Below are 18,077 nucleotides of genomic sequence, written 5' to 3' on the forward strand. Positions count from 1 at the left end.
GCTGCTAGGGCGCCTCGTCTGCCGCACTGAACACGGTCTTGCCATCCACAATCGTGGTCAATACCCGGGCAGTGTGGATGGCATAGGGGTCCATTTCGAACAGGTTGTCGCTGAGCACCACCAGATCCGCCTGCTTGCCCACCTGCAGGGACCCGATCTGGTCCTCCAGTCCCAGCTGCCAGGCGGCATCCAGGGTATAGCCGCGAATCGCCTGCTCCAGGGTAATGACCTCGCTGGCCAATGGCTGCGGCACGAAGTCCGGGTCCCCGGCTGGCCGTCGGGTCATGCCCATTTCGATATTGAACAGCGGATTGAGGCCGTCCAGGCCAATCCAGCTGGCAGGGTAATCACTGCCGAGGGTAATGCGGGCGCCGCCAGCGGCGATGGAGCGCAGCGGATAGTGCTGCTGCAGGCGCTCTTCACCCAGAAATTCCAGGGCGATATCGTCGTAGACGAACCAGGTCGGTGTTGACTGGGCGACGACATCCAGCGCACCGAAACGCGGGATATCCGCAGGATTGACGATCTGCACGTGGCAGAGGGTAAAACGGGAGCGGGATTGCGGATGCGCGTCGCGCGCAGCCTCCACCCCATCCAGGGCCAGACGTACGGCGCCGTCTCCCAGTGCGTGGAGATGGACATCAATATTCTCGCCGGCCGCGCGCACGATGGCAGCCTTGGCGTCAGCAGCCGGCACCAGCGGCTGCGCAAGATGCCCCTCCGGTTTCCGGTAGGGTTCCAGCATGAAAGCGGTTTGGGCCTCAACCGTGCCATCCAGGGAGATCTTCAGGGTGCGCACATCGAAGAATTCAGAGTGAAAGCGCTGCTGCAAGCGCGCGAGGTCTGTCGGCGCGGCGGCAAGCTTCTCTGCGGTGTTGACATAGAGCGACCCCACCACCCGCAGCGGCAACCGATCCTCCGCCACCAGGCGATCGAACAGGGCCAGGGTTTCCTCACCGCTGCCGATCATACCGGCTTCAAAGGCGCCGGTAATCCCCATCGACGACAGGGTGCCCAGAAACTGGTCGGCACCCGCTTCAAGGCTGGCCTCGGTGATGACACCCAGCTTTTCACTGACCCAGGCAAAGGCAGCACCTTCGATCAGCCAGCCGGTCGGTGTGCCGTCGGGGTAGCGCTTGTAGTAGTGTACGCCGGGCACCGGGTCCGGGCTATCGGCGGTAAGTCCCACCAATTCCATGGCCTTGCTGTTGATCCAGGCCGAGTGGAAACCCTCGTCAAAAATTATTGCCGGCCGGTCTGGCACCGCCCGGTCCAGCTCTGCCGCGGTAGGCCCCTGGTCACCGAAAGCCGCCCCCAGAAAGCCATTGCCGATTACCGGGTTCTGCTCCGGGTACGCCGCTACGTGCTCGGCAATCGCGGCAAACAGTTCCTCCGGGTTCATGCCCGGGCCGAGGGAGGCGGCAAAGACGTAAGGGATGGTTTCGCCGATGTGCATGTGGGTATCGATAAAGCCTGGCAACACCAGCCTGCCGTCGAGATCGGTCTGGCGTGTGGTCGCGGCGAGATGCGGCCGGGCGCCGGCGTAATCGCCCACGTAGACGATAGTGTCATCGGCAATGGCGATGGTGTCCGCCCAGGGCTGTTCCGGATTCAGGGTGTAGATGCGGGCGTTGTGCAGCAGCTGGTCCGCGGGCTGGGCTGACAGAGTCGGCGCCAGCAGCAGGAAAGTGCAGGCCACAATGCAACGTTGCAGACTGTTAAAAAGGAAAGACTGGGGCACGATCGGCTTCTCCATTGCATGCGTGCCTGGGCACGGATGCTCACCAATCTCGCAGACCAATCCTGCAGGAGCAATACCCCCAGAGGGTAAGAAAATCATGACAGCGCAGGATCCGGCCCGCATCATTTCTCCAAATGCACCGGCTGTGATAGCGTCTCCGTGCCGACAAAAGACAACACAGGGTGATGAATAGTGGCGGACAAACCTTCCCCCAAGCATGACCCAACACCGCGACAAGGCTGGTTTACCCGCTTCCTCAACACGGTCGAATGGCTGGGCAATCTGCTGCCGCATCCGGTGACCCTGTTTGCCTGTTTCGCCGTCGGTATTGTCCTGCTTAGCGGGGTGGCAGCCTGGTTCGGACTGAGCGCGATCGATCCCCGGCCGGAAGGCATTTCAGGCCGTTCTGCAGACGGTATCATCCGGGTGGTGAGCCTCGTCAGCGTTGACGGAATCCAGCGCATTGTCTCCAACCTGGTCACCAACTTCACCGGCTTTCCACCGCTTGGCGTTGTGCTGGTGGCCTTGCTGGGCGTCAGCATCGCCGAGCATTCGGGGCTGATCGGCGCGGCAATGCGCGGCCTGGTGCTCGGTGCCGCTCCGCGCATGGTAACGCTGACCGTGGTATTCACCGGGATCATTTCCAACACCGCCTCGGAGCTGGGCTACGTGGTGTTGATTCCCCTGGCGGCAGCGATTTTCCACTCCCTGGGTCGCCATCCCCTGGCCGGTCTGGCGGCGGCCTTCGCCGGTGTTTCCGGTGGCTACAGTGCCAACCTGTTCATCGGCACCGTGGACCCCCTGCTGGCGGGCTTCACCGAGGCGGCCGCGCGCCTGCTCGACCCGACCTATACGGTCGGCCCCGAGGCCAATTGGTTTTTCATGATCGGCAGTACCTTCCTGATCACGATTCTGGGCGCTGTCGTCACCGAGAAGATCGTGGAACCGAAGCTCGGCGCCTATGACAACAGCGCTGCCAACATTGATCTGGATGCTCAGGAATTACAGCCTCTCACCACATTGGAGCGACACGCCCTCAAGGGCGCCGGGCTGACTTTCCTCGCTTTGCTGACACTGATCGCCATCACGGTGGTCCCTGAATGGGGCGTGCTGCGCCATCCGGTCACCGGAGCGGTGGCCGGTTCTCCGTTCCTCAAGGGGGTGGTGGTGTATATCTTCGTCACCTTTGCCATTCCGGGGCTGGTCTACGGTCGCCTTGCAGGAACCATGCGCAACGATCGCGATACCATCGACGCCATGGCCCAAGGCATGAGCTCAATGGGTCTGTACATCGTGCTGGTGTTTTTCGCCGCCCAGTTCGTCGCCTTCTTCGGCTGGAGCAACCTCGGCGCCATTTTCGCCGTCAAGGGAGCCACCTTCCTGCAGGAGCTGGGCCTGACCGGACCACTGCTGTTCCTGTTCTTCATCGCCATGTGCGGCTTCGTCAACCTGATGCTGGGTTCCGCATCGGCACAGTGGGCAATCACCGCGCCCATCTTCGTGCCCATGCTGATGATCATCGGTTACTCGCCGGAAGTGATACAGGCCGCCTACCGCATCGGCGATTCCGTGACCAATATCATCACCCCGATGATGAGCTACTTCGGACTGATCCTCGCGGTCGCCTGCCGCTACCAGAAGCAGCTGGGCATAGGCACCCTGATCGCGATCATGCTGCCCTACTCGATGGTGTTCTTCGTCGGCTGGAGCCTGCTGTTTTTCCTCTGGGTGTTTGTACTCGGCCTGCCGGTGGGGCCTGGCAGTCCCACTTTCTACAGCTTCGAAGGCAGCATCGGCTGAGCCTGGCAGCGTCCCCGTTGCGGTAAAAATCCCAACAGCCGCAGTTGAATTGTCATTTTCAGCCGCTATGATGCTTTCCGCTGGCTGGCACGGAGTTTGCTGCAAACAGTGATGCAGGGGACGCAAAGCCGGTACCGACCGGCACCGCGCCCCCTAAACGCACTGTGGCGGTGCAGGCCTGCACCGCCACAGTGCCACACTACTCCGAGGGAGAGCCCCACCATGCCACAGCCAGATATCGAGCAGGAACCATTGCAGCGCGCCGTCGCCGACCTGGTGGTGGCGGAGATGTTGCTCCTGCACGCGACCGTGGAAAGCATGTCCGTCATCGGCACCGGGGTACGGCAGCTGGGCCGGCACCTGATGGCAGCCCCCTCGGACCCGGATCAGCCGGTCGGCTCCATTGCCGCGCTGCTGCAAACCACGGCTGGTCGCGCCCTGGAGCCCTACAGCACCCGCCTCAGCTACCTGCGGCAGATGCGGGACCTGTAATCAGTCTACCTGCCGCGCCCTGAATGCTGCCAGCTGCTCCTCGCTGGCAGGTTGCTGGAACTTCTCTTTCCACTCGCTGTAAGGCATGCCGTAGATTCGCTCCCTGGCCTGCGCTTCCTCGACCACCTCTCCCGCCTCGGCTGCGGCCTCGGCATACCATTTTGCCAGGCAGTTGCGGCAGAACCCCGCGAGGTTCATCAGCTCGATGTTCTGCACATCCTTGCGGCTGTCGAGATGGGCGAGCAGGCGCCGGAATACGGCGGCTTCAATCGTGTCGGTTTTACTCATGTGTTGCGCTCCGTAACAGGGAATCAGTCGCCCCGATGGACGACAATCAGTCGCCCATCGGGGCGACGCTGCCGAGTATCAACTGTACCAGACGGGTCTGGCGGGTGACGCCGGTCTTGGCAAACACGGCACTGAGATGGGACTTGCCGGTGTTGCGAGAAATCTGTAGCTGCGCGCAGGCCTCATCCAGGCTAGCGCCCCCTGCCAGCAACAGGCTCAGGTTGGCTTCCGCCCGGGTCAGGCTGAACAGCGTCATCAGGATGTCCGCCGGGGCCTCCCGGGGATGCAGAGGGTCCGAGACAAAGATCGCCACCGATGGATTGCGGCTGCCGTCAGGAGCCGCCACCAGCGGCAGCGGACGCAGCAACATGCCGGCGCCAGCGGCATTGCCGGAGCCCAGTCGCAACGCCTTCACCAGCCCGGGCTCACCGCGCAGATGGGCCTGCATCACATCATCCAGGCAGGCGCGAAACGCGCGCTGGTCACTCTGGTCCAGCAGCCGCAACTGGCCGTCCGCCGCCGTCAACCAGCGCCCCTCCTGCAGCAACCTGTCCGCGGCATGATTGCTGTGGCGGATACGCGCGCGCTGGTCGAGGATAAACGCAGCCAGGGCCATGCGATCCACCGCCGCTGCAAACAGGGAACGCTCGCTCTCCACCCGGGCGATGCGCGCCTGCAGGCGGATGGTCTGCTGGATGTGGGGCAACAGACGCAGGCACAGCGCCCGCTCTGCCGGGGAAAAGTTGTCGCGCCCGATGACCCGGGCGAAGCGCAGGCGCGCGCTGTTGCCCAGCGCATCACCGAGGTCCGCCCCCATCAGATGCCGGATCCCGGTGGTTTCCACGTACTGTCGATAGTAGTCGGAATTGTAATAGTCATCCGCTGCCATGAACTCATCGACCGTAAATACCTGTCCCGGCGGCAGGTTGACAAATGGATCCAGCGCGAAATAGCTCTCGTTGTAAGCGGAGTAGACCGCCGGTGACAGCACCACCGAATTGATCACCAGGCCGGCATCGCCCTCCCTGGGTGCGCGCAGGATCAGGGTGACGAAATCCGCAGACAAGGCCTCACCCAGCAAACACAGGAACTCCTCCCAGGGCGGCTCCGCCACGGGCCCCCGGGACAGCGCCAGCAACAGTTCGTTCATGGGTTCAGAAATCTGGTAGTCGCGCATGGGGGACCCGACGTTAAAGCCGCGATTGTCCTGCGTCCATTGATGGCGGTCAAACGGCTCCGCTGAAGGGCGGAGTTGATCAGCCACGCAGGCGGGCAATGGCGGCCGCGGCCAGGGCATCGTCCGCGGGATCCTCGGGCATGGGAAAGGTAATGCTGTGAGCCAGGCCGGCGTAGTGCTCGCACAACACATCGGCAATCCCGGCGTAGCTACCGCGGGGCACGAACTGCTCGAGCATCTCGTCGCTGACGATGTCCTCAAGATCCTGCCAGCGGCCTTCGCGGGTCAGGTCCAGCAGTTGCTGGCCCTTGTCCTGCCAGCCGAACAACTCCAGGCTGGGCCAGTAGGCGGGCGTGGAATACAGAAACCCGAGCAGGCGTCGCTGCTTTTCCCAGGCGCCGGCCACCGTCTGTGCATCCCGCCCGGTGGCGATCAAGGGCCCCAACACCAGGCGAAAGTCAGCGGCGTTGCGTTGCGCCTGCTCGAAACCGCCCTGCAACCGCGGCAGGCACACCTCGCGGATGTAGGCGGGCGGCGTGTTGGTCGGATGGGTGATCATGCCGTCCGCCACCCGCCCCACCATGCGGGTCATGACGGGCCCCACGGCGCCGCAGAGTACCGGAATGTGCGGGTGCGCAATCGGGCCGGGATTGAAAAAGGGCTGCAGACGGGTGAAGCGGTAGTGCTCGCCCTCGAAGCACAGGCGCTCACCGGTCTGGAAACTGTGGAAGATGGCTTGCAGGGACTGCACGTACTCGCGCAGCTGCGGTACCGGCGCCACCCAGCGCGCAGAGTAACGCTCTTCGATGTTTTGCCTTATCTGGGTACCCAGGCCCAGTTCAAAGCGGCCAGCGGACATCTGCTGCAGGTCCCAGGCGGCGATGGCCACCGTCATCGGGCTGCGAGGAAAGGCCACCAGTACCGCAGTGCCGACCACCAGTGTCTGCGTGGCCTGCAGGGCCATGGCCGCCAGCAGCAAACCGTCGTGCACCGCATCCGGCACCTGCAGGCCGTCAAAACCCATCGCCTCGGCGCGCGCCGCATGAGCGCCGATGGCGCCCGGACCCATGGATTCCGGCGTTGTGGCATACACTTTGAACATGACTTGACCTCACTGAATTCAAACAGCTAACGTTGCTGCCAGCTGCAATCACTGCATGCCTGTGAGCAACAGAGCCAATCTGATCCGGCTCCTGCGTCGCCACGGCCTACATCCCGACCTTCACCGGAGCACAGCCATGACCGAGCGCAAAGTCGCCTTCATCACCGGCGCCAGCCGCGGTATCGGCGCCGTCACCGCCATCGCGCTGGCTCGCGCCGGCTACGACCTGGCTTTGACGGCCCGCACCCTGCGGGAGGGTGAAGAGCACGAACACGGGAGCTGGGAGTCGAAAGCCAGTGCCCTGCCCGGCAGCCTGGAAGCTACCGCCGCGGCCGCCCGGGAGCACGGCGCGGATACCCTGCTGTTGCGTTCCGACATCCTCGACACTGCCAGCGTGCTCGCGGCCGCCGACCAGGCCCTGGCGCATTTCGGTCGCGTGGACCTGCTGTTCAACAATGCCTGCTACCAGGGGCCCGGCAACCTGCAGCGAGTGCTGGATGTCACCCTGGCACAGGCGGAGAACGTCTACCGCGGCAATGTGCTGACACCGTTGGCGCTGGTGCAAAAACTGCTGCCGGGCATGCTGGCGCGGGGCGAAGGCAGTGTCATCAACATGGTTTCCGGCTCTGCCCTCGCGGACCCGCCCGCGCCCGCAGACCAGGGCGGCTGGAGCTTTGTCTACCCCTCCTCCAAAGCGGCCTTGATCCGCATGGTACCGAGCCTGCGGGTGGAGCACGCCGGCAGTGGCCTGCGCTTCTTCAGCGTGGAGCCGGGTTTCGTGCTGACCGAGGTCATGAAAGCCAACGGTTTCGGCGTCGACATTCCCACCCTCTACCAACCAACCGAGCCGGAAGCCATTGCCGATGTCGTGGTGTGGCTGGCGGAATCAGCTGACGCCCTTGCCTGGCATGACAAGGGCGTGATTCGTGCGCCACAGTTGCATGCCAGACTGTTCACCCGATAATCGCCGGAATCCGCTTGCAAGCGTGGCATCGGCGTATTGAAGAGCGCTGGTTCAAGGCTTCCAGGGCACGCCATTGATATGTCCACCGCCATCGACATAGAGAGTATTGCCGGTCATGTAGCGCGAGCCCTCGCTGGCGAGAAACAGAACCACCGGCGCAATATCCTCTTCCGGATCGCCACTGTAGCCCATGGGAATCATCTTCTGGATCCCGGCCATCATCTCCGGCATTTCCGCCATCCGCGCCTTGAATGCCGGCGTTGCCGCTCCCGGACAGATCGCGTTGCAGGTGATGCCATCCCTACCCCACTCCACCGCCGCCGTGCGCGTGAGAGTGCGCACCGCTTCCTTGGCACAGTTGTAATCCACCGTGCCGGCGTGGGCATTGACGCCGTTCAGCGAGCACATGTTGATGATCCTGCCCCAGTGCTGCGCCGCCATGACCGGATACACCGCCTGCATGGCGGCCAGCACCGCGTGAAAGCCTGCCGTCATCGAGCCGGCGAGCCGCTCATCGCTGACGCCACTGACACTGGTGGCACCGCTGCCGGTGGGATAGGCGTTATTGACCAGTACATCCACGCGACCGAATTCGCTCAAGGTTCGCTCGACCATGCCGCGCACACTGGCCAGGTCGCCAACGTCGGTCTCGATAAAGCGCCCCTGGCCGCCAAGGGCGGCCAGCGAGTCGGCAACTGCCTGGCCGCGCTGCCGATCTATTTCGGCCACCACCACAGTCCAGCCGGCACGGGCAAAACTGCGGGCAACGCCCTCGCCGATGCCGCCACCGGCGCCGGTAATGATCACGATCTCAGGGTTGTGCATGATTCAGCTCCTGCTCAGATGGATTTCACTGCCGCCGGCATGCGAATCATCGGCAGCAGCACCAGGCCCACCAGCAGCGCCACCACAAAACCGAGAAACGCACCGCTGTAGCTGCCGGTGGCATCGCGCACCAGTCCCGCCAGCGGCGGCCCGAGCAGGGTCATCGGCATGATCACGGGGTTCATCATGCCCATCACCCGACCGTAATTGGCGGCGCCGAACAGCACCGCCAGCAAGGCCCCCCAGACTGGCAGCATGCCACCGGCGGCAAGACCGATACTGATACTGCCAAACAGCAGCATGCTGTAGCTGCCGCCGACGACGTAGAACATCAGCCCGGCGATCACCAGGGTCATGGACGCGGCGAGCCCGGCCCGCAGGTCGACCCGGTCGGCAATGGCGCCGAAACCCAGCTTGCCGGCGATGCCGGCCAGTGCGATAGCGGAAATCAGAAAGGCTGCCCGCTCCGGTGTCGAACCGGCATCCAGGGCAAAGGGCGCCAGGTTGGCCAGCAACGCGGAATAGACGCCGAACAGCAGACTGATGGAGAGTGCCACCAACCAGAAGTTGCGCTCCCGCAGCAGCGCCGCCGTGGACAGGGGCGGCGGCAGCGGCCCGCTGCTTGCCGGTGGCGCATCGCCGTCCGGATGCAGGCCCCGGTCGGCGGGGCGGTTCGCAACCAGCCAGACCGCGGGCAGCGTCAGCAGCAGGGAACCGAGACCGAGCATCCGCAGGGCGCTGCGCCACTCGAAGCTGTCGATCAGCCACTGCACCAGCGGCGGGAACACGAAGCCGCCGACCGAGGTCCCGACGGCAGCAATACCCAGGGCAATGCCGCGGCGACGGCTGAACCAGCGCGCCAGCAGGGTCGACGTCGTCAGCGGCCCCAGCAGATTGATACCCAGCATCATCAGGGCCGCATAGATAATCGGCACCTGCCAGCTGGCGGTGGTGAAGGACAGCAGTACGTAGCCCAGGGCGAGGCCCGCCGCGCCCAGGAACATCATCAGCCGCAGCGACCAGCGGTCGATCAGGCTGCCCATGAAGGGCGACAGCAGGCCGCCCGCCAGGGTCATGCCGGTAATGCCCAGCATCATGGTCATGCGGCTGGCGTCGAAGGCCGCGCCCAGTGGTACCGCCACCACACTGTAGGAATACATGATGGAGCCGCTGCTGACCATCAACACCAGGAACGCAGCACCGACCAGTAGCCAGCCGTAGAACATCAGGACACTCCCCTCACACCGGCATGTACTCGCCGCCGTTCACATCCAGCCCGGCACCGGTGACCACGCGCGCATAATCCGAGGCCAGGAACACCGCGGCCTTGGCACAGTCACCGTCGTCGGGAATGTGTCCCAGGGGTATGTTGCGGGTGACCTCGGCGATAAGCTCTTCCTGCGGGCGCCCACTGGCCTGGGCCTGCCAGTCAAAATAACCCGCGACCGCCGGTCCCCACATCCAGCCCATGTGGCAGCTGTTGACCCGGATATTGTCCTTCCCCAGCTCCAGCGCCAGATGCTTGGTGGCATTGCGCAGTGCCGATTTGGAGGCGCCATAGCCACCCTGGGTCGCCAGCGGCTTGTGCTCCACCATGGTGGCGATCATGACGATGGCACCGCCGCCACCAGCGCGCAGATGCGGTATGCAGGCCTGCGTCAGCTGCATGGTGCCGAAGAAGTTGACCTCCATGCTGCGGCGCCAGCCGTCCAGGTCTGCCTCCGCGATGGGTTCGAAATTGCCTGGGTCATAGGCGCTGTTGAACAGCACATCGATGCGGCCAAAGGCTTCCATGGTGGCGCTGGCGAGTGCCTCGCACTGGCTCTTGTCGGCGATATCCGTCACCACCTTGAGGGTGCGGGTGCCGAGGCCGAGGGCCTCGATCTCAGCCTCGGCGGTATCCAGCTTGGCCGGGGTTCGGGCCGCCAGCACCACGCCCGCGGCACCCTCGCGGGCGGCCAGGGTGGACAGCTCCTGGCCCAGACCCGGACCAATACCGGAAACAATCACGACCTTGTCCTTTAGCAACATGACAGACACTCCTCGGTTTTTATCGTTGGCAGGCAATGAAGCTCGATTCTGGCCGCTGGAGGGTGCGGGCGCAATGCAGGGGCCGAGGTAGCGGGAACTGGTGCAGCAGATCGAACCGGGAATGGCGCCCGGCCGGCACTGGCGCGGAACCGGGGATATCAGGCGTAGTGCAGGGCGACGCGGTCGTTGCCGACACAGTCCCGCAGCTGCTGCAGGAGATCGTCGCTGGGCACCACGGACCAGCGCTCGCCCAGGCGCACCCGGGCGCGATTGCGGGGCTGGCGATACAGCAGCGACACCGGGCAGCTGCCACCACCGGCGCCCTCCAGGGCCCGGGCCAGGCGCTCGGCCAGTTTCTCGTCCAGCATGTCCTGCCAGACCTCGATGGTGAGCTCGGCGGCAAATGATTGCCGCGCCTCGAGCAGGCTGCGAACTTCCTTGGCGCGGACCGACAGGCCGCCGGAGTAATCGTCGTGGGCAACGCTGCCCTCGACAATCACGATCTGGTCCTTGGCCAGGATCTCGCGTTTTTCATTGAAGGTATCGGCGTAGACCGTGACCTCGATACGCGCGCTGCGATCATCGAGTTGGAGGATCGCCATGGTGTCGCCGCGGCGGGTCTTCATGGTCCGCGACGCCACCACCAGCCCCGCCAGCATCTGCGTGCCCTGCTTGTCCGCGCGCAGGTCGGCGATGCGGGTGGGCGCGAACTTGCGCACCTCCTGCTCGTACTCGTCGATGGGATGGCCGGTGACATACAGACCCAGCGTATCCTTCTCACCGCCCAGACGCTCGCGTCCGCTCCAGGGACGCGCTGCACGGAACCCGGCATAGACATCGTCCCCGGCGCTGACCGGCCCCGGCACCACCTCGCCGAACAGGTCCGCCATGCCACTGTCCCGGTTGCTGGCACTCTGCTCTGCGGTCTTCAGCGCATCGTCCAGTGCTGCCATCAGCACCCAGCGCTCCACCCCGAGGCTGTCGAAGGCGCCGGCACGGATCAGCGCCTCGATGGCGCGGCGGTTGACCTTGCGCGGATCCGTGCGGGTGCAGAAATCGAACAGATCGCGGAACGGACCGCCCTCCTGACGGGCCCGCAACAGGTTTTCCACCGGCCCTTCGCCAAGCCCCTTGATCGCCCCCAGGCCATAGATGATGTCGTTGTCGGCATCCACCGTGAACATGTACTGGCCTTCGTTGACATCGGGCAGGCGCAGCGCCAGCTTCATCGCCCGGCACTCCTCCACGAACACCACGATCTTGTCGGTGTTCTGCAGTTCCGAGCTCATTACCGCCGCCATGAAGTGCGCAGGATAGTGGGTCTTGAGCCAGGCGGTCTGGTAGGACACCAGCGCATAGGCGGCGGAGTGGGACTTGTTGAAGCCGTAGCCGGCAAACTTTTCCACCAGGTCGAAGATCCGGATCGCCAGCTCGCCGTCCACGCCCTTGTCGCGTGCGCCCTGCTCGAACACCGCGCGTTGCTTGGCCATCTCCTCGGGTTTCTTCTTGCCCATGGCCCGGCGCAGCAGGTCGGCCTCGCCAAGGCTGTAGCCGGCCAGCTCCTGGGCTATCTGCATCACCTGCTCCTGGTACAGAATGATGCCGTAGGTGGGCTCCAGGATCGGTTGCAGCAGCGGGTGCTGGTACTGGGCATCGGGGAACGAAATGGCCTCGCGACCGTGCTTGCGATTGATGAAGTTGTCGACCATGCCCGACTGCAGCGGCCCCGGGCGGAACAGGGCCACCAGGGCAATGATGTCCTCGAAGCAATCCGGCTGCAGGCGCTTGATCAGGTCCTTCATGCCGCGGGATTCGAGCTGGAACACGGCGGTGGTTTCCGCCGCCTGCAGCAGCTTGAACGTGGGTTGGTCGTCCAGCGGAATATGCGCGATATCCAGCGCCACCTCGCCCTGGCCGCCGCGCACCGCATTGATCATGCGCACCGCCCAGTCAATGATGGTCAGGGTACGCAGGCCGAGGAAATCGAACTTGACCAGCCCCGCTTCCTCGACGTCATTCTTGTCGTACTGGGTCACCAGGCCGGCGCCGGTCTCGTCGCAGTACAAGGGCGAAAAATCGGTGAGTTTCGAGGGCGCGATCACCACGCCCCCCGCATGCTTGCCGACACCCCGGGTAATGCCCTCCAGCTGCAGGGCCATGTCCCAGATTTCCAGAGCCTGGCTGTCTTCCTCAAGGAAGGTGCGAAGTACCTCTTCCTGTTCCAGCGCCTTCGCCAGGGTCATGCCCACTTCGAAGGGAATCATCTTCGACAGCTTGTCCGCCAGGCTGTAGGGCCTGCCCTGCACCCGCGCCACATCGCGCACCACCGCCTTCGCGGCCATGGTGCCAAAGGTAATGATCTGGGATACCGCCTCGCGGCCATAGGTCTCGGCCACATAGTCGATCACGTGATCGCGCTTCTCCATGCAGAAGTCGACATCGAAATCGGGCATGGACACCCGCTCCGGGTTCAGGAAGCGCTCGAACAGCAGGTCGTACTGCAGCGGATCGAGGTCGGTGATCTCGAGCGCGTAGGCTACCAGGGAACCGGCGCCAGAGCCGCGCCCGGGTCCCACCGGGATCTCCTGCTGCTTGGCCCAGCGAATAAAGTCCATCACGATCAGGAAGTAGCCGGGAAAACCCATCTGGACAATGGTTTCCAGCTCGAAGTCCAGCCGCGCCCGGTACTCGGCCTGCTTGCCGGCAAACTCCCCGGACGCTTGATCGAACAGCGTCGCCAGGCGCCGATCCAAACCCTCATGGGAAAGCTGGCGAAAATACTCGTCCATGGTGAGCCCGGCAGGCACCGGATAGTCCGGCAGATAGGGCTTGCCCAGTTCCAGAACCAGGTTGCAGCGCCGGGCGATCTCGACGCTGTTGGCCAGGGCCTCGGGAATGTCGGCAAACAGCTCGGCCATTTCCCCGGGCGTTCGCAGGTACTGCTGCTCGGTGTAGGCGCGAGCCCGGCGCGGATCGTCCAGGGTCCGGCCCTCGCGGATGCAAACCCGCGCCTCGTGGGCCTCGAACTCGCTGGCATCCAGAAAGCGCACATCGTTGGTGGCAACCACCGGGCATTGCAGCCTCGACGCCAGCTCTACCGCGGCGTGCAAATGGGTCTCGTCACCCTCGCGGCCGGTGCGGTGCAGTTCCAGATAGAAGCGCCCGGGATACAGTGACATCCAGTACCTGGCGCGCTCCTCGGCGAGGGCCGGGCGCTCGCCCAGCAGGGCCTGGCCGACATCGCCGGCGGCGCCGCAGGACAATGCAATCAGGCCGTCGCTGCGCTCGGCCAGCCAGGCCTTGTGCACCCGGGCCACACCCAGGTGCTGGCCCTCGGTGTAGGCGCGGGAAATCAGCACCGTGAGATTGCGATAGCCGGTGTCGTTCATGGCCAGCAGGCACAGCGGGTAGGCGCGCTCGGGATCGTCCTCGTCCAGCACCCGCAGGTCGACCCCGAATATGGGCTTGACCCCGGCGGCGAAGGCGGCCTTGTACACTTTCACCAGCGCATAGAAATTGCAGACGTCGGTCACGGCAACCGCGGCCATCCCCAGCGCCGCAACCCGCTCGACCAGCGGCTTGACCCGCACCAGCCCATCGACCAGGGAATATTCAGTATGCAGCCGGAGGTGTACGAAGTCAGTCATCGGGGCAGTTTACCCCGCGGGCGTCCCCGGCAACAGGGCCTTGACCGGCGCAAAGCTGCGCCGGTGTACCGGCGTCACCCCGAGCCTGCGCAACGCCTGCAGATGGGCCGCCGTCGGGTAGCCCTTGTGGGCGGCAAAGCCGTAGCCGGGATACAGGGCGTCGAGAGCCACCAGCTCCCGGTCGCGCTGCACCTTGGCGAGGATGGAGGCGGCAGCGATGGCGGGCACCCTGTCATCGCCGCCGACGACTGGCTCGGAGTGGTAATCCCAGCGTGGCAGCCGGTTGCCATCCACCAACACGCAGTCGGGCTGCGGGTCCAGCGCCTGCACCGCCCGGTGCATGGCCAGCAGGGAGGCCTGGAGGATGTTGAGCGCATCGATCTCCGCCACCGAGGCGCGGGCGACCGCCCAGCCCAGGGCGTGCTCGCGGATCTGTGCGGCGAGCGCCTCGCGGCGGGCGGAGCTGAGCTTCTTCGAGTCACGCAAACCCGGGATCGGTCGAGAAGGGTCGAGGATGACCGCCGCGGCGACCACGTCCCCGGCCAGCGGACCGCGGCCGACCTCGTCGACGCCGGCCAGACCGGGCGCGTGGTAGTCAATGCTAAACAGCATGCTCATGAGAGCGATTCTCCAGCACGGCCGCAACGGCGTCTGCACAACGTTCGCCAAAGCCCAGCGCCAGCGCCTGGTGGATGGAGGCAAAGGCCTGCTGCTGCTCCCGGGTAACGTGGGAGTTGTAGAGCAGTGGCTGCACGGCCGCCACCAGGGCCTCCACCGTTGCCGCCTGCTGGATCAACTCCGGCACCAGCGCCCTGCCTGCCAGAATATTCGGCAGCGCCGCAAAGGGCGTCTTTACCAGCCGCGACACCAGGGCCCAGCTCAGCGGTGACATGCGATAGGCCACAGCCATTGGGCACTGCACCAGCAGTGCTTCCAGAGTCGCCGTGCCGGATGCCAGCAGGACTGCGTCCGCGGCCATCATCACCTCCCGGGAGCGCCCCTCCACCAGAGTCAGGGGCAGCTCGGAATACGCGGGCAGCAGGGCCTGCAACTGTACCAGCCGCTCGGTGCTGGCAGCAGGCAGGACCAGGCGGAGCTCGGGGTCGGCTCGCGACAGGCGAAGGGCCGCTGCCAGAAACAGTGGCGCCAGCAGCCCCACCTCGCCACCGCGACTTCCGGGCAACAGGGCCAGCAGGCGGCCCGTGGCGGGCAGTCCGAGGGCGGCGCGGGCGGCGGCACGGTCAATCTGGAGGGGAATTTCATCGGCCAGCGGGTGGCCGACAAAGTCGGCGGCTATTGCGTGCTGCCGGTAGATGCCAGTTTCGAAAGGAAACAGGCACAGCATGCGGTCGACAGCGCGGGCAATTTTGCGGATACGGCCCCGGCGCCAGGCCCAGACCGAAGGGCTGACCAAATGCGCGGTGGCAATCCCGGCCCGGCGCAGCTGCCACTCAAGCCGCAGGCAAAAATCCGGCGAATCGATGCCGATGAAGATATCCGGCGGGTTGGCGAGAAAGTGCCGGTAGACGCTGCGGCGGATGCGCAACAGCTCAGGCAGGCGCTGGAGCGGCTCCACGAAGCCCATTACCGACAGGCGCTCCATGGGAAACAGGCTGTCCAGGCCCTGGGCCTGCATCAACGGCCCGCCAATACCTTCGATCCGGAGTTCCGGATAGCGCTTGCGCAGGGCGGCCAGGAGCCTGGAGCCGAGAATGTCCCCGGAAGCTTCACCCGCCAGCACACCAATGCGGAGGCTGTGCTCTGCCACTACCGTACGATACCGCGCTCCGAGGCGCGTATGGAATCGATCATGACCTGCACTTCCGGAGTGTCACTGAGCATCGTTTCCAGCCGTTGAATCGCCAGTTCCAGGGTCAGCCCCTGGCGATAGACAATCTTGAATGCGCGCCGCAGCTGGCCGATGGCTTCCGACGAGAATCCCCGCCGGCGCAGGCCTTCGATATTAATGGTCTTGGCTTCCGCAGGTGCGCCGCTGACCGTGACATAGGCGGGCACATCCTTGCCGATCGCCGTACCCATGCCGCTGAAGCTGTGAGCGCCAATCTTGCAGAACTGGTGCACCAGGGTATAGCCACTGAGAATTGCCCAGTCGCCGATCTTGACATGTCCCGCGAGCGCGGTGTTGTTCACCAGGATCGTGTGATCTCCGATTACCGAATCGTGGCCGATGTGTACATAGGCCATGATGAGATTGTTGTTGCCTATTGTGGTCTCGGAGCGGTCCTGCACGGTACCGCGATGGATGGTCACGTTCTCGCGGATAATGTTGTTGTCGCCGATCACCAGATAGGTGGGTTCATCCCGGTACTTGAGATCCGGGGTGGCTTCGCCGATGGTGGAAAACTGGTAGATGTGATTGCCGGCGCCAATCCGGGTGGGTCCCTTGATCACGACATGGGATTCAATCTTGCAGCCGGGACCTATCTCCACTTCCGGACCGATCAGGGTCCAGGGGCCCACCTCGACGTCGTCGGCGACGCGGGCAGAAGGATCGACGATGGCCTGGCTGTGGATCATGGCTCAGCGGTCAGCGCACAGGATCGTGGCGGAAGCGCAGAGCAGGCCATCCACGTCGGAACTGACGGCGAACTTCCAGATGCCGCGCCGATCGGAGAGAATCCTGGCCCGCAGCATGACCTGGTCCCCGGGTACGCAGGGGCGCTTGAAGCGCAGGTCATCGGCGCCGACAAAGTAGTACATCGAACCATCGGCGGGCGTCTTGTTCATCGATTTGAAACCGAGAATACCCGCCGCCTGGGCCATGGCCTCCAGCAGCATGACGCCGGGGAAAACAGGCTGTTCGGGAAAGTGGCCGTTAAAGAACGGCTCGTTGATGCTGAGGTTCTTGCAGGCAACAATTGACTCGCCCAAATTGAGTTCCAGCACCCTGTCCACCAACAGGAAAGGATAGCGGTGTGGCAGATGCTTGCGTATTTCCGAGATGTCCATGATCAAACTGCGGGTCCCCCAAGATCATTGCTGTTGTCGTTTTTCCAGTTCGGCAAGGCGCTTCTGAATGCTGTCCAGCTGGGCAAAGCGGACCGCACTGCGCTTCCAGTCCCGCGTTGAGGACATTGGCGTGCCGGAAGAATAAGACCCCGGTTCAGTAATGGACTTGGTCACCATGGTCATACCGGTGATATGCACGTTGTCGCAGATTTCCACGTGGCCGACTACTCCAACGCCGCCTGCCAGCGTGCAATTCGCGCCTATGATCGTGCTTCCCGCCAACCCCGTGCAACCTGCGATCGCGGTATTTTTTCCGATGTGGCAGTTGTGGGCGATCTGCACCAGATTGTCGATGATGGCGCCGTCCTCCACCACGGTATCCTCCAGTGCGCCGCGATCAATGGTGGTGCAGGCTCCCACCTCCACCCGGTTGCCGATGCAGACACCACCGAGTTGATGGATTTTTTCCCAGCCGGCGGCCGAGGGAGCAAAGCCGAAGCCGTCGGCGCCCAGTACCGCATTGCTGTGGATGATACAGTGCTCACCCAGCTGCACTCCCCGGTACAACACCGCATTGGGATAGAGTCGACTGCCGGCACCTATGCGACAGCCGGCGCCGATATAGACACTGGCACCAACCACGACACCCGCGCCCAGCACCACCCCCGCTTCGACAACCGCATTGGGCCCGACCGAGGCACTGCTGTCGATAGCGCAATCCGGTGCAACCACTGCACTGGGATGCACACCCGCGAGCGCCCGCTCCTCACCGACAAACAGCGCGGTCGCGCGGGCGAAGGTGAGATAGGGGTTGTCAGACAGCAGACAGGCAACCGGACACTGCTGCGCCTGCTCCGGGCGCAGGATCACTGCCGCTGCGCGCGTCTGCTGCAACTGGGTCAGGTATTTGCTGTTGGCCAGGAAGGAAAGCTGTTGTGGACCGGCAAGTGCCAGGGTCGAGAGACCGGTCACCCGCAGCTGCGGATCACCGGTCAGGCGCACCCCCAGGGTTTCCGCCAGCTCTCCCAGGGAGTACACGC

At 64.3% G+C, this 18,077-nt stretch carries 16 protein-coding genes; 3 read left to right on the plus strand and 13 right to left on the minus strand.

What is annotated here, in order from left to right:
• Positions 1 to 4: 4 nt before the first annotated feature.
• Positions 5 to 1,756, minus strand: a complete 1,752-nt coding sequence (locus RLO07_RS06640) for an amidohydrolase (RefSeq protein WP_462291352.1) — start codon at positions 1,754 to 1,756, stop codon at positions 5 to 7.
• 177 nt (positions 1,757 to 1,933) lie between these two features.
• Between RLO07_RS06640 and RLO07_RS06645 the strand changes: the two genes are divergently transcribed.
• Positions 1,934 to 3,541 carry an AbgT family transporter gene (locus RLO07_RS06645; RefSeq protein WP_462291353.1) on the plus strand — a complete coding sequence of 536 codons (1,608 nt, stop codon included), beginning with the start codon at positions 1,934 to 1,936 and terminating at the stop codon, positions 3,539 to 3,541.
• 222 nt (positions 3,542 to 3,763) lie between these two features.
• On the plus strand, positions 3,764 to 4,033 hold the full coding sequence (locus RLO07_RS06650; protein WP_462291354.1) for a hypothetical protein: 270 nt from the start codon (positions 3,764 to 3,766) through the stop codon (positions 4,031 to 4,033).
• Here the strand turns inward: RLO07_RS06650 and RLO07_RS06655 are convergent, their stop codons facing one another.
• From RLO07_RS06655 to RLO07_RS06665, 3 genes are all read right to left on the minus strand, one after another.
• Positions 4,034 to 4,321, minus strand: a complete 288-nt coding sequence (locus tag RLO07_RS06655) for a DUF1244 domain-containing protein (protein ID WP_462291355.1) — start codon at positions 4,319 to 4,321, stop codon at positions 4,034 to 4,036.
• 46 nt (positions 4,322 to 4,367) lie between these two features.
• Positions 4,368 to 5,471 (minus strand): helix-turn-helix transcriptional regulator, encoded by a 1,104-nt coding sequence (locus RLO07_RS06660; RefSeq protein WP_462291356.1) that lies wholly within the window; start codon positions 5,469 to 5,471, stop codon positions 4,368 to 4,370.
• 106 nt (positions 5,472 to 5,577) lie between these two features.
• Positions 5,578 to 6,600, minus strand: a complete 1,023-nt coding sequence (locus RLO07_RS06665; protein ID WP_462291357.1) for a TIGR03617 family F420-dependent LLM class oxidoreductase — start codon at positions 6,598 to 6,600, stop codon at positions 5,578 to 5,580.
• A 136-nt stretch (positions 6,601 to 6,736) separates the two neighbouring features.
• On the opposite strand from RLO07_RS06665, the gene RLO07_RS06670 reads away from it, so the two are divergent.
• Complete coding sequence (locus RLO07_RS06670) at positions 6,737 to 7,564, plus strand: SDR family NAD(P)-dependent oxidoreductase (RefSeq protein WP_462291358.1); 828 nt, start codon at positions 6,737 to 6,739, stop codon at positions 7,562 to 7,564.
• 51 nt (positions 7,565 to 7,615) lie between these two features.
• Here RLO07_RS06670 and RLO07_RS06675 read toward each other — a convergent pair whose 3' ends face one another.
• The 9 genes from RLO07_RS06675 to lpxD all read right to left on the minus strand — a co-directional run bounded on the left by RLO07_RS06675 (position 7,616) and on the right by lpxD (position 18,075).
• The gene (locus RLO07_RS06675) at positions 7,616 to 8,389 is read right to left on the minus strand and encodes an SDR family NAD(P)-dependent oxidoreductase (protein ID WP_462291359.1); all 774 of its coding nucleotides are present in this window, start codon (positions 8,387 to 8,389) and stop codon (positions 7,616 to 7,618) included.
• Between the two features lie 14 nt (positions 8,390 to 8,403).
• On the minus strand, positions 8,404 to 9,615 hold the full coding sequence (locus tag RLO07_RS06680) for an MFS transporter (protein WP_462291360.1): 1,212 nt from the start codon (positions 9,613 to 9,615) through the stop codon (positions 8,404 to 8,406).
• Positions 9,616 to 9,628: 13 nt separating this feature from the next.
• On the minus strand, positions 9,629 to 10,420 hold the full coding sequence (locus tag RLO07_RS06685) for an SDR family oxidoreductase (RefSeq protein ID WP_462291361.1): 792 nt from the start codon (positions 10,418 to 10,420) through the stop codon (positions 9,629 to 9,631).
• 158 nt (positions 10,421 to 10,578) lie between these two features.
• Positions 10,579 to 14,067 carry a DNA polymerase III subunit alpha gene (gene dnaE / locus RLO07_RS06690; protein WP_462291362.1) on the minus strand — a complete coding sequence of 1,163 codons (3,489 nt, stop codon included), beginning with the start codon at positions 14,065 to 14,067 and terminating at the stop codon, positions 10,579 to 10,581.
• Positions 14,068 to 14,076: 9 nt separating this feature from the next.
• Positions 14,077 to 14,685 carry a ribonuclease HII gene (gene rnhB, locus RLO07_RS06695; protein ID WP_462291363.1) on the minus strand — a complete coding sequence of 203 codons (609 nt, stop codon included), beginning with the start codon at positions 14,683 to 14,685 and terminating at the stop codon, positions 14,077 to 14,079.
• Positions 14,669 to 15,835, minus strand: a complete 1,167-nt coding sequence (gene lpxB / locus RLO07_RS06700) for a lipid-A-disaccharide synthase (RefSeq protein ID WP_462291364.1) — start codon at positions 15,833 to 15,835, stop codon at positions 14,669 to 14,671. Before lpxB ends, rnhB begins: the two co-directional genes overlap by 17 nt.
• Positions 15,835 to 16,605, minus strand: coding sequence for an acyl-ACP--UDP-N-acetylglucosamine O-acyltransferase (gene lpxA, locus RLO07_RS06705; RefSeq protein WP_462291365.1), 771 nt, complete (start codon positions 16,603 to 16,605; stop codon positions 15,835 to 15,837). Before lpxA ends, lpxB begins: the two co-directional genes overlap by 1 nt.
• Before the next feature lie 3 nt (positions 16,606 to 16,608).
• A complete protein-coding gene (gene fabZ, locus RLO07_RS06710; protein ID WP_462291366.1) occupies positions 16,609 to 17,037 on the minus strand; it encodes a 3-hydroxyacyl-ACP dehydratase FabZ in 429 nt (142 codons plus the stop codon).
• 24 nt (positions 17,038 to 17,061) lie between these two features.
• The gene (gene lpxD, locus RLO07_RS06715) at positions 17,062 to 18,075 is read right to left on the minus strand and encodes a UDP-3-O-(3-hydroxymyristoyl)glucosamine N-acyltransferase (protein WP_462291367.1); all 1,014 of its coding nucleotides are present in this window, start codon (positions 18,073 to 18,075) and stop codon (positions 17,062 to 17,064) included.
• Positions 18,076 to 18,077 lie beyond the last annotated feature (2 nt).

The organism is Haliea sp. (assembly GCF_040221975.1).
Taxonomy (GTDB): Bacteria; Pseudomonadota; Gammaproteobacteria; order Pseudomonadales; family Halieaceae; genus Haliea.